This window comes from Pseudophaeobacter flagellatus, assembly GCF_021228235.1.
Classification (GTDB): Bacteria; Pseudomonadota; Alphaproteobacteria; order Rhodobacterales; family Rhodobacteraceae; genus Pseudophaeobacter; species Pseudophaeobacter flagellatus.
The window spans coordinates 53,500-76,105 of the sequence record NZ_JAJQRG010000009.1 but is presented as its reverse complement, the minus strand read 5'-3'; the positions used below and the strand labels follow the sequence as shown (position 1 = coordinate 76,105).

Genomic DNA, 22,606 nt, shown 5'->3' with positions numbered 1-22,606 from the left:
TCAAGGCGGGGCACAACAGGAGACAAAGATGAGCGACAGCCTGAAGGTCAGCATCCTGGGGCTTTTGGCGGCGGCGGGCTCTGCGGTTTGTTTTTCCATCATTGACGTGCTGGTCAAATTTCTCTCGGGGGAATATCCGCTTTATCAAGTGGTTCTGCTGCGATCCGTGGTGGCGATGCCGATCCTGCTCTTGATCATCGTGCCGCTAGAGGGCGGTTATCACGTCCTGCGCAGCCGCCAGCCCCGGTTACATCTGATGCGCTGCAGTGCGGTGGTTTTCGCCAATCTCTGTTTTTATACTGGCCTGGCCACCATGCCGATGGCCGACGCTGTTGCCATTGCCTTTGCCACCCCGCTGATTGTCACCGTCTTGTCCGTTGTCCTGCTGGGCGAACGCCCTGGCCCCTGGCGCTGGGGCGCAGTTGCCGTGGGCTTTGCCGGTGTTCTGGTGATCATGCGGCCCGGTCCCGACAGTTTTCAGGCGGCAGCGCTGTTGCCGTTCTTAGGCGCCTGCGGCTATGCAACGCTACACGTGCTGACCCGGCGTGCAGGTGGCGCGGATAGTGCGGCGGCGCTGACCTTTTATCCTTCGCTGGCCTTTCTGCTGATCAGCGGTCTTGTTGGGTTCGCCACTGGCGATGGCCGCTTTGCCGGCGGCGACAATGCGGCGGTGGATTTCATCCTGCGGGCCTGGATCTGGCCTGCGCCGGGCGATTGGTGGGCCTTTGTCTGCCTCGGTCTTACCGCATCAATCGGCGGCTATCTGATCAGTTTTGCCTATCGCCAGTGCGAAGCCGGTCTGGTAGCGCCCTTTGAATATATCACCATGCCAATGGCGGTGATCTGGGGGATTTTGGTGTTTCAGGAATGGCCCGATCTGCCGGTCTGGATCGGAAGCGCCTTGATCATTGGTGCCGGTCTTGTATCTGTATGGCGCGAGACGCGTAACAACCGCCCTGTCACCCGCCCGCGCCCACGCGCAGCCGGGTAGGAAAGCAACCGATATGACCATAGATGCCGTCGTTTTTGATATTGGCAAGGTGCTGATCGAATGGGACCCCGAGCGGTTCTATGATGCCCGTCTCGGCCTAGAGACTCGGCAACGCCTGTTTGCCGAAGTCCCGCTGCATGAGATGAATTTGCGGCTGGATCGCGGCGCCCCCTTTCGCGATTCAGTCTATGATCTGGCAGCACAACACCCTGAATGGCAAAAGGAAATCTGCCATTGGCATGACAACTGGCTGGACTTTGCCCCGCGCGAAATCGCCCACTCGGTGCGCCTAATGCGCGCCCTGCGTCGCAGTGGCGTTCCGGTTCTGGCACTCAGCAACTTTGGCATTGGCACCTTTGATCTGGCGCGACAGGCCTACCCGTTTCTGGATGAGTTCGATCAATCCTACATCTCGGGTCATCTGGGCTGCATCAAGCCCGGCGATGAAATCTATCAATATCTGGAACAGGGGACCGGGGTGCTGCCCGAGCGCCTGCTTTTTGCCGATGACCGGCCCGAAAACATCGAGGCCGCCGCAGCGCGCGGCTGGCAGACCCATCTTTTCACCACGCCCGAAGGCTGGGCCACGCGTCTGGTCTCGGCAGGGTTGCTTAGCCAAGAGGACGCCCAATGAACATTCCCTTCATCACCTTTGACGCCGGAGAAGCCCTGCTGGATTGGATTGAATTCACCCAGGCCCTGACCCGTGGCCACGACCTGCCCAAGGCCAAGATCGGCGATACCTTTCTCTACCGCGACCCCGACACATTGCTTAGCCGCTCGGCCTGGATTGATGGCATGGGGCTGGCGGTGAAAACCGCCAATATCTTCCCGCGCAACCCAGATGCGGGCAAGCCGATGATCAATGGCTCGGTTTGTCTCTACTCTGACCAGGACGGCACGCTGGAAGCGCTGGTGGATTTCCATCTGGTGACCAAGTGGAAGACTGCGGGTGACAGCCTGCTGGGGGCGCTACGTCTGGCCAACCCCGACAGCCGCGAGGTGCTGATCGTCGGTGCCGGAACCGTGGCAGGGTCCTTGATCGAAGCCTTTGGCGCCGCCTATCCGCAGGCGCAGATCCGACTGTGCAACCGGACAGAGGCCAAGGCACAAGAGCTGGCGGCGCGCTACCCCGGCACCCGCGTAGAAAGCGATCTGGAACAGGCCGTGAAAGCGGCTGACATCATCGTGACCTCGACCATGTCTTCCTCCCCTGTGATCAAGGGCGACTGGCTGCGCCCCGGCCAGCACCTGAACATGATCGGGGCCTATCGCCCCGACATGCGCGAGGCGGATGACACCGCCCTAACGCGGGCGCAGATCTACTGCGACAGCTTTGACACCACGCTGGATCACATTGGCGAATTCAAGATCCCGCTCGCAGAAGGTATCATCCAGCGCAGCGACGTGCTGGCGGATTTCTACGCCATTGACCAGTTTCCGGCCTTTGACCCTGCCGCAATCACCCTGTTCAAAAACGGCGGTGGCGCGCATCTGGACCTGATGACTAGCCACCATATCTTGCAGAAATGGAAAGCCCAGAGCTGAGCACAGGCGGCTAGATCAGGTCGCCGCAGCGCCTGCTCTGGCGTTTCAGTTGCCGTTTAAATTGTCAGTGCTTCAGACCGCCAGCCCCTTGGGCGCGGCCTCTCGCACTGGCAGGTGCACCACAGCGCTGAAGGCACCCACGGCAACGCCAATCCACCACACAAAGGTGTAGTCGCCATAGACGTCATACATCCGCCCGCCCAGCCAGACGCCGAGGAAGCCGCCCAACTGATGGCTGAAAAAGACGATCCCATAGAGCGTTCCCATATAGCGCAGCCCATAGAGATGGGCGATCAACCCCGAGGTCAGCGGCACGGTCGCCAGCCAGAGTGAGCCCATCACGATGGAAAAGACAATCACGCTAAGCGGGGTGATGGGCAGCAGGATGAAGGTGGCGGCGACAATCGTCCGCGCCGTATAGATCCCCGCCAACAGGTATTTCTTGCTGTAGCGATTGCCCAGCCAGCCGGCAAACAGCGTGCCGCCGACATTGGCCGCCCCGATCAGGGCAATCGACATCGCCCCCAGCGCCGAGGTGGTGGTGATCCCAATGCTATGCAGCGCGCCGCCCGGAAGGATCGGCCCGCACATCTCGGTTACAAAGGCCGGGAAATGCGCAGTGATAAAGGCCAGTTGATAGCCGCAAGAGAAAAAGCCCAGAAAGATCAGCGTGAAGGAAGGATCCTTGAATGCCTGTTTCAGGACCGTCCCCATGCTTGCCTCTAGCTGCGCCTTGCTGGCGACCTGTGGCGCGCGCATCAAGGGCAGCGTCAGGATCAGCGCCAGAACCACGCCGGCAAAGACCAGAAAGACCGATTGCCAGCTCATCAGAGACAGCAAGAACTCTGCCGTTGGCGCCCCGACGATTTGCCCTGCCGATCCGGCTGCGGTGACAATCGCCAGTGACATCGACCGGTTTGCATCGGAACTGGCCCGCCCCACCACCGCCAACACCACGCCAAAGCCGGTGCCCGCAATGCCAAAGCCCACCAGCCATTCATAGGTCTGCATCTCAAAGGGGGTTGTGGCACCGGCGCTCAGCACCAGCCCGGCGGCATAGATGATAGCGCCCAGGACGATGGCCCGACGATCCCCCATCTTTTCCGCCAGCGCACCAAACAGCGGCTGGCCAATGCCCCAGGCCAGGTTCTGAATGGCAATCGCCAGGGAAAATTCTGCCCGGAGCCAGCCAAATTCCTCGGCGATGGGGATTTGAAACACCCCAAATGACGCCCGCACCGCAAAGCTGGCCATGATGATAACGCAGCCGACAATCAAAACTGGCGTGAACAGAGGCGCAGCGCTACGGGGCATGGATATTTCTCCTGATCAGACGCGCGACAGTATGGGAATTGCCACCTGCGTCAAATCAAGAATTCTGTCTCTATAGTTAAGAAAAATTGATGTGTAGAATTTGATGCACGCGCCCTCTGGTGCACGCTATCCGTCCGGCAGTCGCCACCAATGAAGAGACAGTCCATGTCTTCTTGTCATGGATTGCTGCCGCCAGGCTTATCTTTCGCCATATTGCCCATCTCTTGCGGTCAGCAAGACGCGTCAAGCCAGGAACAGCGCTAGGGCGTTTCATCTGTTGCGCCGACACAGCTTTGCGCGGCTCTGACTTTTCATCTGTGACGCCGCGCGCTATGGCTCTGGAATGACTGATCTCAGCACGCTCTATGCCCAAAAGATTGCCTCTGGCGATCTGCGCCCCGACCCCGCCCAGGAAGCCGTCCTGCCGCAATTTGACCGCATATCGGCCGGGCTGCAGGCCGAGCCAGTGAAACGCGGGTTGTTTCGTCGTGCCAGCCCACCGCCGCCCCCCAAGGGGCTGTATCTTTGGGGCGGGGTTGGCCGGGGGAAATCCATGCTGATGGATCTCTTTGTCGACAGCCTGGGCGATATTCCGTCGCGGCGGGTGCATTTCCATGCCTTCATGCAGGAAATTCACAGCAAGATGCACGCCGCCCGTCAGGATGGCGTGCAGGACGCGCTGGCGCCGGTGGCGCAGGAGGTGGCGGACTCGGTACGGGTCCTGGCCTTTGACGAGATGCAGATCTCTGACATCACCGATGCGATGATCGTTGGACGCCTGTTCGAGGCGCTGTTTGCCGCTGATGTCTGTGTGGTGACCACCTCTAACCGATTGCCGGATGAACTGTATAAAGACGGGCTGAACCGGCAGCTGTTCCTACCCTTTATAGACCTCATCAAAGACAAGATGCAGGTCTGGGAAATGGTTAGTCCGGTGGATTACCGGCAGGATCGCCTGACCGGCAGCGCGGTCTATTTTACCCCTGCCGATGCCACCGCCCGCACCAGCTTGCAAGCGATCTGGCAGGATCTGTCAGGCGGTGAAGCCGTGCCACTGCACCTAGAGGTCAAGGGCCGCGAGGTTGTGCTGCCGGCCTTTCGCAACGGGGTTGCACGGGCAACGTTTTTTGATCTCTGCGGTGCCATGCTGGGGCCGGGCGATTATCTGGCCATCGCGGAGGAAGTCAAAGTACTGGTGCTGGAAAATATTCCCCAGCTCAGCCGCAGCAATTTCAACGAAGCCAAGCGCTTTGTCACCCTGATTGATGCGCTTTACGAGGCCCGCGTACGGCTGATCTGTTCCGCTGCGGCAGAGCCGGAGTTTCTGTATGTTGAAGGCGATGGCGCCTTCGAGTTCGAGCGCACGGCAAGCCGGTTGCGGGAGATGCAGGATCAGAACTGGGGCCAGACAGACTAACAGTCAGACAAGGCGGTTCCCGCCTCCTCTCGCCAGAGGGGGTATAGGGCTATCATTCACTAGGCCGATCTGAAGCCTGAGAGCATGGACTTCGTCACCGCAGCCAGCCTCGGGTGCCGGTTCACGACATCCTTCCGCACGGTGATCGAGCAGGGCAAAGTAAGCGCGGGCTAGTGGGTGCCCTACCGCATCGCACTCGGCGATCAGGCGGTTTATTTGTTCACGGTCGCTCAGATCACAATCCCAAGCTGCAAACTTGCTAGGCTAGCCCTCGAAATGCGCGGCAAGCCCTTGCCCGGAAATGGTGGTTCCAACGCCAATGACATCTGCGCCACATTGCGCCAAAACCCGCGCAATGGCCAAACCGATCCCGCGGCTGACATCGGTCACGAGCGCAGTCTTTCCGCTCAGGTCAATTTGTGACCCAAGCGATTTTACAAGTCCGTCAGCGTGCCAAGCGCCCGTTCTGACGCGAAAGCGACCGTTTCGGAAAGAGTCGGATGCGCATGAACGGTAAGGGCGATGTCTTCGAGCGTCGCGCTCATTTCCATCGCCAGCACAAGTTCGGCAAGCAACTCACCCGCGTTGCGGCCCACGAGGGTCGCGCCAAGGACACGGTGGCTCTCAGGTTCATAGACGATTTTTGTCAATCCATCACCACCGCCTGATGCAAGATTACGTCCACTTGCAGCCCAAGGGAAGCTGGCGACCTTATGAGGCGTCCCTGCGTCTTTGGCTTGCGCTTGTGTCAGACCAGCCCAAGCCAGCTCAGGGCTTGTGTAGGCAACCGAGGGAATCAGATCAGTATCCAGTGCCGAAGCATGACCCGCCGCGACTTCGGCCACGACATGACCTTGATGGGTGGCACGGTGCGCCAGCATAGGGTTACCCGTCACGTCGCCAATAGCGAAGATACCATCCACATTCGTGCGGCAGCTGTCATCAATTGCAATAATGCCGCGTTCGTCCATCGTGACGCCTGCGTTTTCGGGGGAGACCTTCGCCCCGTTCGAACGACGTCCGACCGCCTGAATGATCGCGTCGGCCTTGATCGTTCCTTCAAATATGCCTTCGCAAGACAGGCTTAGCGCGGCTTTGGTGGCTGCCACCTCTGCGACCTTGGTGGCGGTATGGAGCGTCACGCCTTGCCCTTCCAACGCGGCGGCGAGGATTTTGACAGCCTCAGCATCCGCGCCCGGCGCGATCTGGTCCATGAATTCGATCACGGTGACATCAGAGCCGAGAGTTGAATAGACCGTAGCCATTTCGAGGCCAATTATCCCGCCGCCAACAATGGCCAGCCGTTTGGGCACGTTGCGCAGCTCGAGTGCGGCGGTCGAGTTCCAGATTCGGTCATCTTCTGGCCATCCCGGCAATTGTACGGGGGCCGAACCTACGGCGATCACAGCCTTGTCAAAGCTCCAGCTTTTGCCGTCGATCTCAAGGCTGTTTGCGTCGGTGAATTTCGCTGTACCGCGAACCACGGTCACTTTGCGGCGCTTGGCCAAACCACCGAGACCGCCAGTCAGTTGACCGACAATGTCGTCCTTTTTGGCGCGCAGGGCGTCCAGATCAATCTTGGGCTTGGCAAATCCGATCCCCCAGTCGTCCATATGCGCCGCTTCGCGGATCACTTCGGCGGCGTGGAGCAGCGTTTTGGAGGGGATACACCCTTCGTTCAGGCAAACGCCGCCAAGGCTGGCGCGCGGGTCCACAAGGGTTACATCCAGCCCTAGGTCTGCCGCGCGAAAAGCACAGGCATAGCCACCCGGACCTGCGCCCAAGACAATGAATGGTGCATGATTTTCAGCCATGTCCGCCCCCTAAACCATGATGCGACGCGGATCAGCGATCAGCCCCGCCAGATAGGTCATGAACCGCGCGGCCTCCGCGCCATTGATCACTCGGTGATCATAGCTCAGGTCCAGCGGCACCATGGGCAGGGGGCGCGGTGTGTCGCCGTCCCAAACCGTCACAGTCTCTGTCTTTGTGATGCCCAGAATGGCAACTTCAGGTGGATTCACGATTGGCGTGAACGCCGTGCCCCCAATTCCGCCCAGGTTAGAGATTGACATGGATGCTCCACCCATTTCGTCAGGCCCAATTTTGCGCGCTTGTGCGCGGCTGGCCAGATCGGTGATTTCGGCCCCGATTTGCCAGAGACCTTTCTTATCGGCGTCCCGAATAACCGGAACCATCAGCCCATGGGCTGTATCCACGGCAATCCCGATATGGACATAGTCCTTCAAGATCAGGGTTTTAACATCAGCGCTGATCGACGCGTTAAACCTTGGAAACTCGCGCAGCGCGCGTGCAAGTGCCTTCACCTGAAAGGCAAGCGCCGTCAACTTGACACCCCGCACCTGTGATTCGGACTTGAGTTCCTTTCGCAGGGCCTCAATAGCTGTGACATTCGCGCGATCATGGTGCGTGACCTGCGGGATCAGTGTATTCGCCGCCGCCAGATTGGCCGAAGCGATTTGCGCAAACCGGCTCATGGGCTCTTCGCTCACCGGGCCAAAGGCGCTGTGATCTACATCCCAATAAGAGATGTCACCGGCAGGTGCGGGTTTTGACTTTCCGTCCAAGTCTTCACGCGCGATCGAAGTGCGCCCAAGCTCTTTGGCAAGCTTTTCCAGGTCGATCCCCTTTTCGCGGGCAAGAGCCTTGACCGAAGGAGGTGCGATGACGTCTGACATATTCGTCCCCTTACCAGCTGGCCGAAATATACTGGGTTTCCATGAATTCCAGCATACCCTCGTGACCACCTTCACGGCCCAGACCCGATTGCTTCACCCCCCCGAATGGCGCCGCAGGGTCGGAGACCAGACCACGGTTGAGACCAACCATGCCGTATTCCAGCCGCTCGCACACATGCAACGCACGTTTCATATCTTCGGAGAAGACATAGGCGACAAGGCCATATTCGGTGTCATTGGCACGGGCGATAACGTCTTCCTGATCTTTAAAGGTCTGGATCGCGGCGACCGGACCGAAGATCTCGTCGCGCACGCATTCAGCGTTCTCTGGTACGTTCGATAGAACCGTTGGCGGGTAGTAGAAACCCTTGCCATTTGGCGCTATGCCCCCGCATTCGATCTTCGCGCCTTTTGCAACGGCGTCGTTGACGAACTTAGCAACCTTGTCTCGGGTGTCAGCATTGACCAGTGGGCCAACATCAACCGATGGATCGGTACCGTCACCTATTTTCAGCGCGGACATCGCCTCAGAAAGACGTTTGGTGAATTCATCGGCGATGCTTTCATGCACGTAAATGCGGTTGGCAGCGGTACAAGCCTCACCGAGGTTGCGCATCTTGGCCAACATCGTGCCTTCGATCGCAGTATCCATGTCGGCGTCCTCAAAGACCACCACTGGCGCGTTGCCACCCAATTCCATCGCGGGTTTCAGAACCTGATCAGCAGCAGAATGTAGCAGTTTACGCCCTACCCCAGTTGAGCCTGTAAAGCTGACGACCCGCACGCGTGGGTCGTGCAGCATGTGATCTACCAGAGCCCCAGTGCGTTTAGACGGCAACACGTTGACCAGACCAGCAGGCACGCCTGCTTCTTCCAGAAGCGGCATGAGAGCCAGCATTGTCAGCGGTGTCTCGGAAGCAGGCTTGATGATCACGGCGCAGCCAGCGGCGAGTGCAGGGGCAATCTTACGGGTGCCCATCGCCGCCGGGTAGTTCCAAGGTGTCACCAGGACAGCAAGACCGGCTGGCTTGTGCTGCACCATAATGCGCGCACCAGATGCAGGCGCATGTGTCAGCAGACCATTGGCGCGCACGGCCTCTTCTGCGAACCAGCGGAAGAATTCTGCGGCATATGTCGCCTCACTCATCGCATCGGCGCGGGCCTTGCCGTTTTCCAAAGTGATCAGATGGGCAAAGTCATCGAGGCGCTCGGTCATCAATTCCCAGGCCTTGCGCAGCACTTCAGAACGCTGGCGCGGGGTGCGCGCGGCCCATTCCTTCATCGCAGCTTCGGCAGCATCAAGAGCTGCATCCGCATCTGCGATATCGGCTGAAGCGACCGAGGCGATAACCTCCTCCGTGGCGGGGTTCATAACGTCAAAACGCGTCTCCGTTTTGACCCATTTGCCATTGAGATAAAGGTCGGTGCATTCCATGTTCGTAGTCCCCATGGTTCAGAGCAGATGGCGGAGCGGTTGCTCCATCCGGCCTGCAAAATTGGAAAGAAGTGTGATGGCTTGAGCGGCCGTAAGACTGTCGCTTGCGCATTCGAGTGTGATCAGCAGGCCATCGCCTGCGGTCATAAGCGTCAGAATCGGCACGTCCTCTACGCCCTGATCGACGCTGGAGATCCGGCTCATGCGAAGGTCGCGGATGATGAGATCGGCTGAGGCCCCCTCGTCTGCCTCGGCGACATCCCCCAAGGTGCCAGGCCGCGCGACATAGCTTTTCGTTTGGCCAAAGCTCTCGATCGCAACTGTTGTCTCGCCCTGATCAAGGCTCGCAGCAGCCAGCCCAGCCAGAAGCGCGTACTGGTCGGTGATCCCTGCAGCATCGATGGCCCATGCGGCAAAGGCGGCGAAGCCCTCGCTTGGCAGATCAGCCGTAAGACGGCGCGCAGCAGAGGCCACTACGCCTCCCGCAGGTTTCTCGGGTAAGGATTTCAAAATCTCGATATCGGCAGCATGATAGGGTTGCGGATGGCCTACTTGGACCAACCTGCCAAGGTCCAGCCCTTGCTCCAGCGCAAGCCGTCTTGCTTTTGGAGATGCCAAGATACGCCCATCAGCGGAGACTGCTCCGCCTTTCTTCACCGGTTCAGCTTCTTTTTGGGCAGACTTTGCTTCAGCTTCGGCTAGCGCTTGGGCTGCTTTGCCCGTTGGGGCCGGCGTTGCGTTGCGGCTGAGTTGCACGGGGTTTTGTGGCTTGTCGCCCGAAATAATCGCAATCGTCTCGCCGACAGGAGCAGCTTCGCCTGCCTCTGCCAGCAAAGCGGCCACAAAGCCGTCATGGCCCGCTTCTACTTCCATCGTTGCCTTATCAGTCTCAACTTCGAAGAGGATATCCCCCGCGCTGACCGTATCGCCGAGCGATTTGTGCCAAGCGACAATCAACCCGGTGTCCTGCGCCATGCCAAGCGCGGGCATGATCACCTCTTTGCCCGAGGGCAGTTCATTGGCGGGTGCAGCGGCAGGCGCGCCTGCCGCTGCGTCGGCGGCAGCCTCGGCTGTTTCGCTGATCAGCGCGATAACATCACCCACCGGCACATCAGAGCCCGCAGCAAAGCCTACGTTCGAGAGAAAACCCTTAGCTTGGGCCTCTACCTCCATTGTGGCTTTGTCCGTTTCGACCTCGAACAGCACGTCACCCACGCTGACTGCGTCACCGGCATTTTTGTGCCACGAGACGATCAACCCAGTATCCTGCGCCATGCCGAGCGCGGGCATGATCACCTCATGCGGCATGGATCATCTCCCCACTCATAAGTTTTCGCGCCTGTTCTGCGACGCCTTCAGGCGTGGGCACCGTGATATCTTCGAGCGCGGGTGAGAATGGCACAGGCACATCCATCGCCCCCATACGCATCGCAGGCGCATCAAGGTGGTAGAATGCCTTTTCATTTATCCGGCTGGCGATTTCACTTGTCACACCAAAGCTTTGGTGACCTTCATCCACAACGATGACGCGACTGGTTTTCTTAGCAGATGCGATTAGAGTCTCTTCGTCCAGTGGCACGATTGTGCGCGGGTCGATGACTTCGGCTTCTATGCCCTCTTTGGCGAGGATTTCAGCGGCAGCCTCGCAGACTTGTACCATAGAGGACGTGCCGATTAGGGTGATATCCCTGCCTGACCGTTTCACGTTCGCTTCGCCGAAGGGGATCAAATATTCCTCTTCAGGGACTTCGGCCTTGTCGTTGTACATCAACTTGTCTTCGAAGATGACGACAGGATTGTTGTCACGGATCGCGGATTTCAACAAACCCTTGGCCTCGTAGGCAGAGGATGGCATGGCCACCTTCAGACCTGGAATATGCGCCACCAAAGCGTGCAAAGACTGGCTGTGCTGCGCGGCCGAACGGCGGGTTGCGCCCATGTTGGTTCGCACCACGAGTGGTGCGTTCATCTTGCCGCCTGACATGTAATGCGTCTTGGCGGCCTGATTGCACAGCTGATCCATGATCAGAAAGATGAAATCGCCAAACATCAGATCGACCACAGGGCGCGAGCCGGTCATGGCCGCGCCAACGGCAAGGCCCATAAAACCAGGTTCCGCAATTGGCGTGTCAATCACGCGCTCGGTGCCAAATTCTTCGACCAGTCCGGACAGAATCTTGAATGGCGTGCCTGCTTCGGCGACGTCTTCGCCGATGATGAACACCGTCTCATCCCGTCGCATTTCTTCGGCGAAAGCCTCGTTCACGGCTTGGGACAGGGTAATGTTTCTCATATCTGATCTCCTCAATCCGCAAACACGTGCATGTCGACTTCACTTTCGGCGGGGTACTTCGCGGCCAGCGCATATTCGACGGCTTCTTCGGCGTCTTTCTTGATCTCGGCATTCATCACCTCGATCTCGCCCTCAGAGGCGATACCTTGCTCTACAAGCCAGCCACGGAATTTGATGATCGGATCGCGGTTTTCCTTCCAATCAAGCTCTTCTTCCTTGGAACGGTAATATTCGCGGTTGATGTCGCCTACATGATGGCCGTGATAGCGATAGGTCATCAGTTCCATAAAGAACGGGCCCTCGCCTTTGCGCGCACGCGCGACAAGCTTTTGGGTCAGTTCGTTGACGGCCATAACATCTTGCCCATCGACCTGATGGGCCTCGATGCCAAAAGCCTCGGCGCGCGCAGTGATTGAGCCAGCGGCGATTTCCTCGGTTTTGGTGTATTCGGAGTAGCCGTTGTTTTCGCAAGCGTAGATCACCGGAAGGTTCCACAACGCGGCCATGTTCATCACCTCGTAAAGCAGGCCCTGCGCGGTGGCTCCATCGCCGAAGAAACAAACCGTCACATCGTCTGCACCTTGCAATTTCGCCCGAAGCGCGGAGCCTGTGGCGATCCCCATCGAGCCACCAACGATCGCGTTGGCCCCAAGGTTTCCGTGGCTTTGATCCGCAATGTGCATCGAGCCGCCCTTGCCGCGGCAATAGCCTTCTTCCTTGCCTAGGAGTTCGCAGAACATTTCTCTGAAGTTCGCGCCTTTGGCCACGCAATGACCATGGCCCCGGTGCGTCGAGGTGATGCGATCATCGTCTGTCAACGCTTCACAGATACCGACGGCGACAGCCTCTTCGCCGGAATACATATGGGTCAACCCCGGCATCTTGGCTGAAAGGTAAAGCTGGTTGGCATTGTCCTCGAAAGAACGGATGCGGACCATCTGCTTGTACATCCGCAGGTAATCTTCGGTGTTGGTCTTGGTCTTGGCCATGATGTCCTCTTGGGCGATAGGGTGATCCCTGCTCTGAATAGGGAGAGCATGCAGAGCAGGGTTCGTCCGCCGGTCAGTAGCGGTTGGCGATCGGCAGTTCTTCGGCCGGGAATAGGCTGATGACTTCGCAACCTGTCTCGGTGACGACGACTTCTTCCTCAATCCGTGCAGCAGAATATCCGTCAGTCGCCGGGCAGTAGGTTTCCAGTGCAAAGACCATGCCGGTCTTGATCTCCATCGGGTGATCCATGCTGACCGCGCGGCTGATGATCGGCCGTTCGTGCAGCGCCAGACCGAGGCCGTGACCGAACTGAAGGCCGAAGGCTTGGTCTTCATTCGCAAAGCCAAGCGATTGGGCTGTCGGCCAAACTTCGGCAACTTTGTCAGTGCTCACGCCCGGTTTGATCATCGCGATAGAGGCATCAATCCATTCACGCGCCTTCACGTAGGCATCGTTTTGCGACGGTGTCGCACGGCCCACGTTGAAGGTCCGGTAATAACAGGTCCGATAGCCCTGATAAGACTGCAGAATATCAAAGAAGGCCTGATCGCCGGGGCGGATAAGGCGATCTGTAAAGTTGTGCGGATGCGGATTGCAGCGTTCACCAGAAATGGCGTTGATCGCCTCCACATCGTCAGAGCCCATCTCGTAGAGCATTTTGTTGGACAGAGCGACGATATCGTTCTCGCGGATGCCAGGTTTCAGCTCTTCGTAGATCATGTGATAGACGCCATCGACCATGGCAGCGGCTTGGGTCAAAAGCTGGATTTCATCCGTATTCTTGATTTCGCGTGCCGCCAACATGATCTGCTGGCCATCGACCACATTGAGCCCTTCTTGCTGCAGCGCGTGGAACATTGCCGTTTCAGCGTAATCCACACCAACGGGCATATCGGCCATACCGGCATCGCGGATCAAACCGGCGATCTGCTTGGCATACTTCTGCATCAAGCCGAATTCTGGCGGGATGGTTCCGCGCATGCCGACAACGCCGGCGAGGCAGTGGCTGGGTTCCAGCCAGTCGGAATGCCGCTTGTGATGCTCTGCTGCTGATCCAAAATCCCAGACATAGGGGCTGTCGTCACCTGTCAACAGACAGAAGCGGCACATCTTGTCGCGTTCCCATTCGCCAATCTTGGTGGCCGAGACGTAGCGGATATTGTTCACATCAAACAAGAGCAGCGTGCCCGCGTTCGAGTTCTTAAGAGACTGACGAGTCCGCGCAAGGCGGTAACGACGCAGGCGATCGTGGTCGATGCGGCGTTCAAAATCCACGGACATGTGGCCATGGGCTGGCAGCTTGTCGCGCCATTCCCAGTTCGGTTCAAGATCCATTGGGGTGAGCAGGTTTGGCATAAGGGCATTGCCCGGACGTTCTGACATTGAAATCTCCTATCGGGTGAGGTCAAGCCTACCCGGTTTGTTGCTGAAAATTTTGGGAGCGCGGGTCTATTTCGTGACCCAACCACCGTCGATCGAGATCATCTGGCCAGTCATGTAGTCGCTGTCGTCTGACGCGAGGAACGACGCAGTGCCCACGATATCTTTGGGGTAGGAGACGCGCTTGATCACAAGGTTGTTCTCGACGATGTCGTCATAAGCCTGACCTTCGCGCTCTTTGAAGCCAATTTCGACCAGGTCTTTGTCCAACTGTTCCCATAGCGGTGTTACGACCACGCCAGGCGCATAGCCGTTCACGGTGATGTTGTGCTCGGCCAGCCCGAGCGCGCCGCATTCAGTGAGAGCAAGGCAGCCATATTTCGACGTGCAGTAGACGGTGACATCAACCAGCGGTTTGCGCGATGCGATGCTGCCCACGTTGATCAGTTTGTATGGATGATCTTCCATCGGACCCTGGGCGATCATCTGGCGCGCCGTCTCCTGCATGCCCAGCCACATCGCCTTGGTGTTGACGTTCATGATCATGTCCCAGTTGTCTTCATCGATATCCATGAAGAAACGAGGCTTGTTGAGACCGGCATTGAACAGACCGACATTAATAGAGCCAAATGCCTCAACGGTGGCAGCGACAGCCGCAGCGTTGTCTTCGCGCTTGGTCACGTCCATTGTCACGGCAATCGCCTTACCGTTTCCGGCAGCGTTGATCTTGTCGGCCATGACTTGGGCTTCGACACCATCAAGGTCACCAATACAGACATTCGCCCCTTGGGCTGCAAAACTTTCGGCGTTGGCAGCGCCCATGCCGCGTGCGGCACCGGTGATCAGAACGTTTTTGCCTTTGAGACGATTGGGGTCCATGGTCTTTCTCCTGTTATGGCGATTGATTGGGTTGAAAAAGCGCATCCGCACGGCCCTGAGATCGGCGCAGCGCCTCGCGCGGGGACACGATTCCGCGCAGCATGTCGTGAAATTCTTCGCCGCAGATCTGGATGATGTCGCAAATCTCTGGCACTGGCGGGCGTGGCCAATATTGCAGCTCGTCGCGCCATGACATGGCATCGACAGCCTCAAAAATTGGCGAAATGCGCCGCACATCTGGATCAGCACCAACCGAATAGCGTGGAATGGTGCAACTTCCGTTCTGAACGTAAAGCTTTTGCGCCTCGGGAGACGTGAAGACAAGCAGCGCCTCGACCGCGGCGCGAACCCGCTCCGGGGCCAGATTCGCAGGTATGCCCATCACATAACCGCCAACTGGTGCAATCGGATCAATGCCCGCAGCCGTAGGGTGTGGCAGATATCCGGTTTGCCCGCAGGCAGGCGAAGTTTCGTCCAATTCGAAGTATGGCGCCAATAAAGTATAGCCGTAGGCCATGGCAATTTTGCCCGAAGCATAGGGGCGCACCCGTTCGTACCAGGACATCGACAGGATATCGGGCGGTGAGTATTCCATGAGTTTCATCAAAAACTCTGCTGCCTGCAATCCGCGCTCTGTGTCGATGGTAGGGCGGTAGCTTCCGCTGGCCAGATCATCGGTTCCGTAGCCGCCCGCAATCTCGGGCATGTTCAGCACCGGCTGACCGAAATCCGCTATTGTCATAAGAACGGTGTGCCCCAATGCCGTTCCTTTCGCCGCATTCCAGGCGATGCCGTAGCGCCCATGCCGTGGATCGTGCAGCGCCTGAGCCGAGCTTAATAACTCATCCGTTGTGGATGGCGGCGTCAAACCAGCCTTTGCAAATAGATCCTTGCGATAAAACAGCAACTCTGGCGTGGTTTGCGCTGGCACCGCATAGGGGCGTCCGCCCCAATGCGCACCCTTCCATCCTGCGGTGTGAAAATCCGCCGGGTCCAGCTGGGCGATGTCCATTGCTTGATCCAAGGGCATCAAAACGGATTTTTCCGCAAACTCCCCGATCCAGGGCAAGTCCACCGCAATAATGTCATATTGGCTATTTGTCCGCTGCGCGTTGCGCAAAGCCTCTTCGCGCAGGCGATCAATCGAAAACGCGCGCTGGTGAATTTGGGTGCCTATGACCTGCTCAAACCGGCGCTTGAGATTGTCCATAATCATGAAGGTGGGATCGCCGTGCACGAGCACCTTGATACCGCCCGCCAGTTTCAGTGGCTTTGAAAGGGCGCGCAATGGTGGGATAGAGCGGGCAGAAGCATAACTTCCGCCGAAATAATAGTCTTTGGTTTCCGGGTTTCCTAACTGGCCACCAAATTCCGCTTCGCCAAGGCGACGCAAGCGGCCAAAAAGCTGAACCCACTGGGAAAGAAGCTTTTCGCTTGGGTGCATCGAAAAGCTTTTCCCGCTCTGCGTACGCGGGCGCTGCTCGATCAAACCCGCGTCATGCATATCTTTTAGGCGTCTGTTCGCGGTTGCGTAGGGCACACGGCTTGCGCTGATAAGAGAGGTCGGCGTTACCGTCTTGCCATCAAAATGCGCCTCAAGAAGATGCAGGACCATTCTGAGGAAAGGGTTCGGCGCAATAAGGTCCAGCGTTGTTTCCAACTCGTTATTGAAATCCTGAAGAAACGCCATGAACTCAAGCATCTCGGTCCTCGCCTGGGGCGAAGACGGTGTTTGCTCGAATTTCGTTCCCATGACGTTCATTTTGCTCTCATCATTGCGGTTTGGATGCCGCCTGTTCTGGTTTGACTTGATGTTCATTTTGGACAAATCAGAATCGCTCATCTTCAAAGCTCCCTTAAGAATGTTCATTCTGGCGTCCAAAGTGTACTCGACAAATATCCATTTTGGACGTTCAAATGTTCATATCGGATATATTGGGTGGATTTTGCTGTGAGCTGAACCTGCATGCTCTCATCCAGTCATTCGGCAGAGGCCAATGATTCCCCGATCCGGAGGAGGGTCGAGGGTCGAGATTAATTAGGGGCAACCTGGGAGGAGATCTAAAATGAAACTTCGCAATATTTTGGCCACAACCACAGCAGCCACTCTGGCGCTTGCAGGCGCGGCATTTGCTGACGGCCACGGCGGCTATAAGATCGGTATCACGCAGAACAACGTTGGCGTGGACAGCTACCAGACGACCTATGAAAAAGCGTTCATCGCGGCAGCAGAAGCAAATGACAACGTTGAAGCCGTTGTGCTTGACGCGGGCGGCGATGTTGCGCGTCAGATCGCTCAGATGGAAGACCTGATCCAGCAAGAAGTCGACGCAATCATCATCTGGCCAACCAACGGCGAGGCCGTAATCCCAGCTGTTCGCAAGGCCCACAAGGCTGGTATCCCTGTCGTCGTAACAAACTCTAACATTGCCGAAGCCGGCTTTGAATTCGTCAAATCCTTCTCCGGTCCTGACAACATCACGCAAGGCTCACGCTCTGCCGAGATCATGTGTGACAAGTTCAAGGCCATGGGCATCGAAAACGAAGCGCAGGTTGTGCACATTACTGGCCAGCCCGGTTACACCACAGCAATTGAGCGCGCCAAGGGCTTTGACGATCGTCTGCCAGAAGTTTGCCCGAACGTGACAATCGTCGACACACAGCCAGGTGACTGGAACCGTGAGAAATCCCAGAAAGTCATGGAAGCCTTCCTTGTCAAGTATGACGACATCGACGGCGTTTATGCTGGCGACGACAACATGGGCGTCGGCGCACTGAACGCGGCGAAAGCAGCAGGTCGCGAAGGCATTATCTTTGTTGGCGCTACGAACTTCGCGGTTGGCTATGAAGCCATGGAACGCGGCGAGTATTGGGGTTCCATCTACCAGTCACCTGTTGATGACGCCGAAGCGGCTCTAAAAACAGCCCTCGACATTCTGAACGGCAAAGAATTGCCTTTCCTGAACTACTTCGACACGCCGAAGATCACTCAGGGTAACCAAAGCGAGTTCACCAAGCCTGTCTTCTAAGACAAACGACGTAGTGGGCGCGGCTTAGCACCGCGCCCAGAATTTCTAAAAATTACAAACATTCGGGGAGAGTGCCATGGGCCGTCTAACGGGACGTTCATGCATCGTGACAGGAGCTGCACGCGGTATTGGCCGCGCGATTGGTGAAGCTCTGCTCGACGAAGGTGCCGACGTTTGCTTTGCAGATATCAACGGCGATCTGGTTGCAAAAGTGGTAGAGGCCAATGCAGGCCGGGCCGACCAAAGCGGCGGTAGAGTCATTTGGGCGGCAGTCGATGTCGCCGAGCGCGAACAGGTGCGCGCCTTGATTGACAAGGCAGTGGACGCCTTTGGTAAGATCGACGTCAAATTTAACAATGCGGGCGTGAACAAACCAATGAACTTTCTCGATGTGACCGAGGAAAATTGGGAATTCATAATGCGGATCAATGGGCTGGGGTGTCTTATCGGGATGCAGGAAGCCGCGAAACAGTTTATTCGGCAGGGAACACCGGGCAAGATCATCAACACCGCCTCGATTGCCAGTCGTCAGGGGTTTGACAACGTCGCCCCCTATTGTGCCAGCAAGTTCGGTGTTGTTGCTCTGACACAGTCAGGCGCACGCGATCTGGCAAAACATGATATCACCGTTACAGGGTTCGCGCCAGGCGTAGTGGCAACCGAGATGTGGGAAGAAGTCGACCGCACTCTGATGGAAATCGGTGCCTCGGAAAAACCGGGACAGGCGATGGACGAATTCTCTTCCGAGATTCTCAAGGGCCGCGTGGCCAAGCCAGAGGATATAACGGGAACGACTACATTCCTCGCCTCAAAGGACAGCGACTATATGACCGGTCAGATCGTGATGATCGACGGCGGAATGACATTGGTTTGATAAAGGCTGCGCAACAGCTTTGAAGGCGCGCCGCTCTACAAACGATTTTGCACCGACATGGTGCTACAAGGGAGGGGCGCATGGGAGGCGTTACTAAAGCACAGATCGGAAGCTTTCTGGCCCGTCAGGGGATATTGATTGCCTTCGCTTTGTTTATGATCGGGTTTGCGCTGGCTAACGGCCGCTTTCTCGATCCCGACAATATCATGGGCGTTATCCGCTCCTCGGCCATTTTGGGCGTTATGGCGCTGGGGGTCACCTTTGTGGTGATTAGCGGCAATCTTGATCTTTCAGTTGGATCGATGATGTCGTTCTCCACCATTGTGGTGCTGGATCTGCACGACAAGATCGGGCCGACCATGGCGATCCCTTTGATGTTTTCCATGACGCTGTGTCTCGGGGCTTTCGTCGGGTTTCTTGTGGGTTATCTCAAGCTCAATTCACTCATTGTCACGCTTGGCATGCTCTCGGCCATCCATGGTCTGACGCTGACCTATTCGGGCGGCAAAAACATGGATATCATCGACAAGGAAGGCACCTGGTTCAGCGTGTTCGGTCAGGGCAGCGCCCTGGGTATTCCCGTGCCGATCCTGATTTTCGTCCTGCTCGCAGCGTTTTTGGGAATTCTGCTGTCGAAAACACCTTTCGGACGCAAAGTCTATGCGGTGGGCGGCAATGGCGTGGCCTCAACATTCTCGGGCATCCGCAGGCCGCGCGTCGTTTTCATGTGCTACATCCTGTCAGCATTTTGCGTCGCAACAGCTGGGCTTATTCAAGCCAGCCGGTCACTGGGCTCGCAGAACACTGTTGGCCAAGGGCTTGAGCTTGAAGTGCTGGCAGCCGTCATTCTTGGCGGAGCCTCGCTGCTTGGCGGGTCCGGTACGATCTTCAAAACCGTCATTGGCGTGCTCATTCTGGGGTTCATCCAGAACGGTCTGCTGCTCGTTGGCCTGCAATTCTACGTCCAGTTCGTCGTGACTTGGGTCATCATCATCCTTGCTGTCTGGCTCGATATCGCTGCCAAGCGCGGCAAGCTCTGGTCACCAATTGCGTGAGGTATTGAACATGGAAACCGGCAAATACAGCAAATACCTGAAGAGCGGCGCGATTTGGGGCTTTATCGTCCTTGAACTGATCTTCTTCACCATCGCGGGCGAATTCTTGTCGCTCTCTGACAAAGCCTTCATGGATGCCGACAACATGTTGCTGCTCTTCAAGCAATCGGCGCCCATCGGGATCATCGCGATGGGCATGACGATCATCATGGTCAATGGGAACATCGATCTGAGCGTCGGTGCGATCTATGCCATTTGCGCCATTGTATTGTTGGACAGCATGACATGGCCCATGTTCGCAACGCTTGGCGATGGTGTGATTCCTGTGGCTTGGGCGTTGGCTTTGCTGGTTGGCGTCTTGCTAGGTGCATTGAACGGGCTAATCGTCTGGAAAACCGGCGTGGACGCCTTCATCGTGACGCTGGGTTCGATGCTGGGCTATCGCGGCTTGGTATTCATGTACAACGGTGAGCAGCCCACCAGCCATCTCAACTGGACACTAGTGGATTTCGCCGAGGCGCAATTTTTGGGGCTGCACACGCCGACATGGTTCCTGCTTATCGCAACCACCGCAATCTGGTTCCTGATGAACCGCACGGTGCACGGACGCAACGCCTATGCCATTGGCAACAATCGCGAAGCTGCAGTCAATGCGGGTATCCGCGTCGGCCCACATATAATGATCAATTTCATGATCATCGGCTTCTTGTCGGCACTGTCTGCCGTTGTGTTCTACTCTGAAAGCGGATCGGTCAACCCGAACGACGGGGAACTCTACGAACTTTGGGTAATCACGGCCGTTGTGCTTGGCGGCACCAAACTGACCGGCGGCGCAGGGTCTATCGTTGGCACATTTGGCGGCGTTCTTGCGATCCAACTTTTGCGCAAAGGCCTAAGCCATATCGGCGCAGACACTTCGACCGTCAATCTGGTGATCGGCCTCATTCTGATCGCAGTGCTCTTCTTGGACCGTCAGTTGAACATAAAAGGTAAAGAGGAGTTGAAGGTATGACTGATCAAACACCCGTCCTGCGCCTGGAGGGCATCGTCAAAACTTTCCCAGGTGTACGTGCCCTTGATGGCGTGTCGCTTAACATCATGCCCGGCGAAGTTCATGCCCTGATGGGCGAGAACGGTGCCGGAAAGTCGACGTTGATGAAAGTGCTCGGAGGCATTTATCAACCAGATGAGGGCCAGATTATTGTTGGCGAGGCACCCTCGGTGATGTCCTCTCCGCTAGATGCCAAAGCCAAGGGGATCGTCTTTATTCACCAAGAACTTAGCCTCGCGGATGAGCTTTCCGTGGCCGAGAACATCTACCTCGGCGAGCTACCTCGCAAACGTTTTGGCATGGTCGATTGGGACACGCTTTACAGGCGCACCGATGCTATCCTCGACAAGTTGAAAGTGGGCTTCAACGCGAAAACCATTGTGGGGGATCTGTCAATTGCCAACCAGCAAATGGTGGAAATCGCGCGCGCTCTGACGGTTGAAGCCAAAGCTGTGATCTTTGATGAGCCAACAGCGTCTTTGACCGATGCTGAAAAAGTGGTGCTGTTCGAAGTCATTTCCGACCTACAGGCGCAGGGCGTTGGCATCGTCTATATCTCGCACCGGATGGAAGAGATTTTCAAAATCACCGATCGCATCAGCGTGCTGCGCGATGGCAGCTATCGCAGCACCGTGAACACGGCCGACACCAACGAAGAATCCATCACACAACTGATGATCGGCCGTTCGCTCGACCTGAGTCGCAACGAAAGCCACCATGAACTGGGCGATGTCGCGCTAGAAGTACGCGGGCTTAGCTGTGGCAATCTGTATACCGACGTCAGTTTCGAAGTGCGCCGCGGCGAGGTTCTGGGTTTTTACGGTCTGGTCGGCGCCGGACGGACCGAAATTGCCGAAACCCTCTTTGGCTTACGTGACCCAAGTGCCGGCACGGTCCTGCTTGATGGGGTGGAAACGACGATCAACTCCCCAGCCGATGCAATTTCCAAGGGCATCTCGCTGGTCCCAGAAGATCGCAAAGGCCAAGGGCTGGTTCTGGGCATGAACTGCCGAGACAACATGACCCTGCCGCAGGTCGATGATCTGACCGCCGGGCCTTTCGTGGCTGAAGGGTCTGAAGTTGCGATCTTTGACCAATATCGCGACAAGCTGGATATCCGCACGCCCGGCTGGAAACAAATCGTTGGGAACTTATCAGGCGGAAACCAGCAAAAGATTGTCATTGGCAAATGGCTATCCATGCACCCCAGCGTCCTGATTGTGGATGAACCGACGCGTGGCATTGATGTGGGCTCAAAAGCCGAAATCCACAATCTGATCCGTGACTTGGCGGCGCAGGGATACGCGGTGATCGTGATCAGTTCAGAGATGCCAGAGGTACTGCATGTGAGCGACCGGATCGTGGCCATGTATTCGGGCAAGGTAATGCGAACTTTCACGTCAGAAGAAGTCACTGAGGAAAGCCTGATACAAGCCATTTCCGGATTGTCTTCAGACAAAGCCGCCTGATGCGCGTCTGATGGCCGAATAGGGCGCACATATGGTGCGCAATCTGGTGCGAGCCGGGCATGAGGTTACGGTCTGGAACCGCACGCTCAATGAAGCAGCCGACTTCGCCCGCGAGGTCGGCTGCGATGTCACTAACAGCCTCGTCGAGTTGGCGACAAGGCCGCGAAAGTGACCAAGATCAT

21 protein-coding genes are annotated in these 22,606 nt (G+C 57.2%); 10 read left to right on the top strand and 11 right to left on the bottom strand.

The window, feature by feature from the left end; translation table 11 throughout:
- The first annotated feature begins 28 nt into the window (after positions 1-28).
- From LRK71_RS15960 to LRK71_RS15950, 3 genes are read left to right on the top strand one after another with little or no spacing between them, the layout of a single operon-like run.
- On the top strand, positions 29-991 hold the full coding sequence (locus LRK71_RS15960; protein WP_232404858.1) for a DMT family transporter: 963 nt from the start codon (positions 29-31) through the stop codon (positions 989-991).
- A gap of 13 nt (positions 992-1,004) precedes the next feature.
- A complete protein-coding gene (locus tag LRK71_RS15955; RefSeq protein ID WP_232404856.1) occupies positions 1,005-1,625 on the top strand; it encodes an HAD family hydrolase in 621 nt (206 codons plus the stop codon).
- Positions 1,622-2,539 carry an ornithine cyclodeaminase family protein gene (locus LRK71_RS15950; protein ID WP_232404854.1) on the top strand — a complete coding sequence of 306 codons (918 nt, stop codon included), beginning with the start codon at positions 1,622-1,624 and terminating at the stop codon, positions 2,537-2,539. Before LRK71_RS15955 ends, LRK71_RS15950 begins: the two co-directional genes overlap by 4 nt.
- Positions 2,540-2,611: 72 nt before the next feature.
- On the opposite strand, the gene LRK71_RS15945 is transcribed toward LRK71_RS15950, so the two are convergent.
- Entirely contained in the window at positions 2,612-3,853 is a 1,242-nt protein-coding gene (locus tag LRK71_RS15945; RefSeq protein ID WP_232404853.1) for an MFS transporter, read from the bottom strand.
- A 343-nt stretch (positions 3,854-4,196) separates the two neighbouring features.
- Here LRK71_RS15945 and zapE point away from each other — a divergent pair, with 343 nt between their 5' ends.
- A complete protein-coding gene (gene zapE, locus LRK71_RS15940; RefSeq protein ID WP_232404852.1) occupies positions 4,197-5,270 on the top strand; it encodes a cell division protein ZapE in 1,074 nt (357 codons plus the stop codon).
- 264 nt (positions 5,271-5,534) lie between these two features.
- On the opposite strand, the gene LRK71_RS20485 is transcribed toward zapE, so the two are convergent.
- The 10 genes from LRK71_RS20485 to LRK71_RS15895 form a co-directional block, all read right to left on the bottom strand.
- Positions 5,535-5,660 (bottom strand): hypothetical protein, encoded by a 126-nt coding sequence (locus LRK71_RS20485; RefSeq protein WP_269751778.1) that lies wholly within the window; start codon positions 5,658-5,660, stop codon positions 5,535-5,537.
- 44 nt (positions 5,661-5,704) lie between these two features.
- Positions 5,705-7,084: a dihydrolipoyl dehydrogenase gene (lpdA, locus tag LRK71_RS15935; protein ID WP_232404850.1), complete on the bottom strand. Its 1,380-nt coding sequence runs from the start codon at positions 7,082-7,084 to the stop codon at positions 5,705-5,707.
- Positions 7,085-7,093: 9 nt separating this feature from the next.
- Positions 7,094-7,969 carry a 2-oxo acid dehydrogenase subunit E2 gene (locus LRK71_RS15930; protein ID WP_232404849.1) on the bottom strand — a complete coding sequence of 292 codons (876 nt, stop codon included), beginning with the start codon at positions 7,967-7,969 and terminating at the stop codon, positions 7,094-7,096.
- A gap of 10 nt (positions 7,970-7,979) precedes the next feature.
- Positions 7,980-9,404, bottom strand: coding sequence for an NAD-dependent succinate-semialdehyde dehydrogenase (locus LRK71_RS15925; RefSeq protein ID WP_232404848.1), 1,425 nt, complete (start codon positions 9,402-9,404; stop codon positions 7,980-7,982).
- A gap of 18 nt (positions 9,405-9,422) precedes the next feature.
- Complete coding sequence (locus tag LRK71_RS15920; RefSeq protein WP_232404846.1) at positions 9,423-10,712, bottom strand: biotin/lipoyl-containing protein; 1,290 nt, start codon at positions 10,710-10,712, stop codon at positions 9,423-9,425.
- Positions 10,702-11,697, bottom strand: a complete 996-nt coding sequence (locus tag LRK71_RS15915) for an alpha-ketoacid dehydrogenase subunit beta (RefSeq protein ID WP_232404842.1) — start codon at positions 11,695-11,697, stop codon at positions 10,702-10,704. The genes LRK71_RS15920 and LRK71_RS15915 overlap by 11 nt, the downstream gene beginning before the upstream one ends.
- 11 nt (positions 11,698-11,708) lie before the next feature.
- On the bottom strand, positions 11,709-12,686 hold the full coding sequence (locus LRK71_RS15910) for a thiamine pyrophosphate-dependent dehydrogenase E1 component subunit alpha (RefSeq protein WP_232404841.1): 978 nt from the start codon (positions 12,684-12,686) through the stop codon (positions 11,709-11,711).
- A 73-nt stretch (positions 12,687-12,759) separates the two neighbouring features.
- Entirely contained in the window at positions 12,760-14,070 is a 1,311-nt protein-coding gene (locus LRK71_RS15905) for a M24 family metallopeptidase (protein WP_232404824.1), read from the bottom strand.
- Between the two features lie 66 nt (positions 14,071-14,136).
- Positions 14,137-14,946: an SDR family NAD(P)-dependent oxidoreductase gene (locus LRK71_RS15900; protein WP_232404823.1), complete on the bottom strand. Its 810-nt coding sequence runs from the start codon at positions 14,944-14,946 to the stop codon at positions 14,137-14,139.
- Positions 14,947-14,959: 13 nt separating this feature from the next.
- A complete protein-coding gene (locus LRK71_RS15895; RefSeq protein WP_232404819.1) occupies positions 14,960-16,816 on the bottom strand; it encodes an ABC transporter substrate-binding protein in 1,857 nt (618 codons plus the stop codon).
- Positions 16,817-17,012: 196 nt separating this feature from the next.
- On the opposite strand from LRK71_RS15895, the gene LRK71_RS15890 reads away from it, so the two are divergent.
- The 6 genes from LRK71_RS15890 to LRK71_RS20590 all read left to right on the top strand — a co-directional run bounded on the left by LRK71_RS15890 (position 17,013) and on the right by LRK71_RS20590 (position 22,596).
- Positions 17,013-17,975 carry a sugar ABC transporter substrate-binding protein gene (locus LRK71_RS15890; RefSeq protein ID WP_232404817.1) on the top strand — a complete coding sequence of 321 codons (963 nt, stop codon included), beginning with the start codon at positions 17,013-17,015 and terminating at the stop codon, positions 17,973-17,975.
- Between the two features lie 76 nt (positions 17,976-18,051).
- Positions 18,052-18,849: an SDR family oxidoreductase gene (locus LRK71_RS15885; RefSeq protein ID WP_232404815.1), complete on the top strand. Its 798-nt coding sequence runs from the start codon at positions 18,052-18,054 to the stop codon at positions 18,847-18,849.
- An 80-nt stretch (positions 18,850-18,929) separates the two neighbouring features.
- The gene (locus LRK71_RS15880) at positions 18,930-19,904 is read left to right on the top strand and encodes an ABC transporter permease (protein ID WP_232404813.1); all 975 of its coding nucleotides are present in this window, start codon (positions 18,930-18,932) and stop codon (positions 19,902-19,904) included.
- 10 nt (positions 19,905-19,914) lie between these two features.
- The gene (locus tag LRK71_RS15875) at positions 19,915-20,916 is read left to right on the top strand and encodes an ABC transporter permease (protein WP_232404812.1); all 1,002 of its coding nucleotides are present in this window, start codon (positions 19,915-19,917) and stop codon (positions 20,914-20,916) included.
- Positions 20,913-22,424, top strand: a complete 1,512-nt coding sequence (locus LRK71_RS15870) for a sugar ABC transporter ATP-binding protein (protein WP_232404811.1) — start codon at positions 20,913-20,915, stop codon at positions 22,422-22,424. Before LRK71_RS15875 ends, LRK71_RS15870 begins: the two co-directional genes overlap by 4 nt.
- Positions 22,425-22,455: 31 nt before the next feature.
- The gene (locus LRK71_RS20590; protein ID WP_408636018.1) at positions 22,456-22,596 is read left to right on the top strand and encodes an NAD(P)-binding domain-containing protein; all 141 of its coding nucleotides are present in this window, start codon (positions 22,456-22,458) and stop codon (positions 22,594-22,596) included.
- Positions 22,597-22,606: the final 10 nt, after the last annotated feature.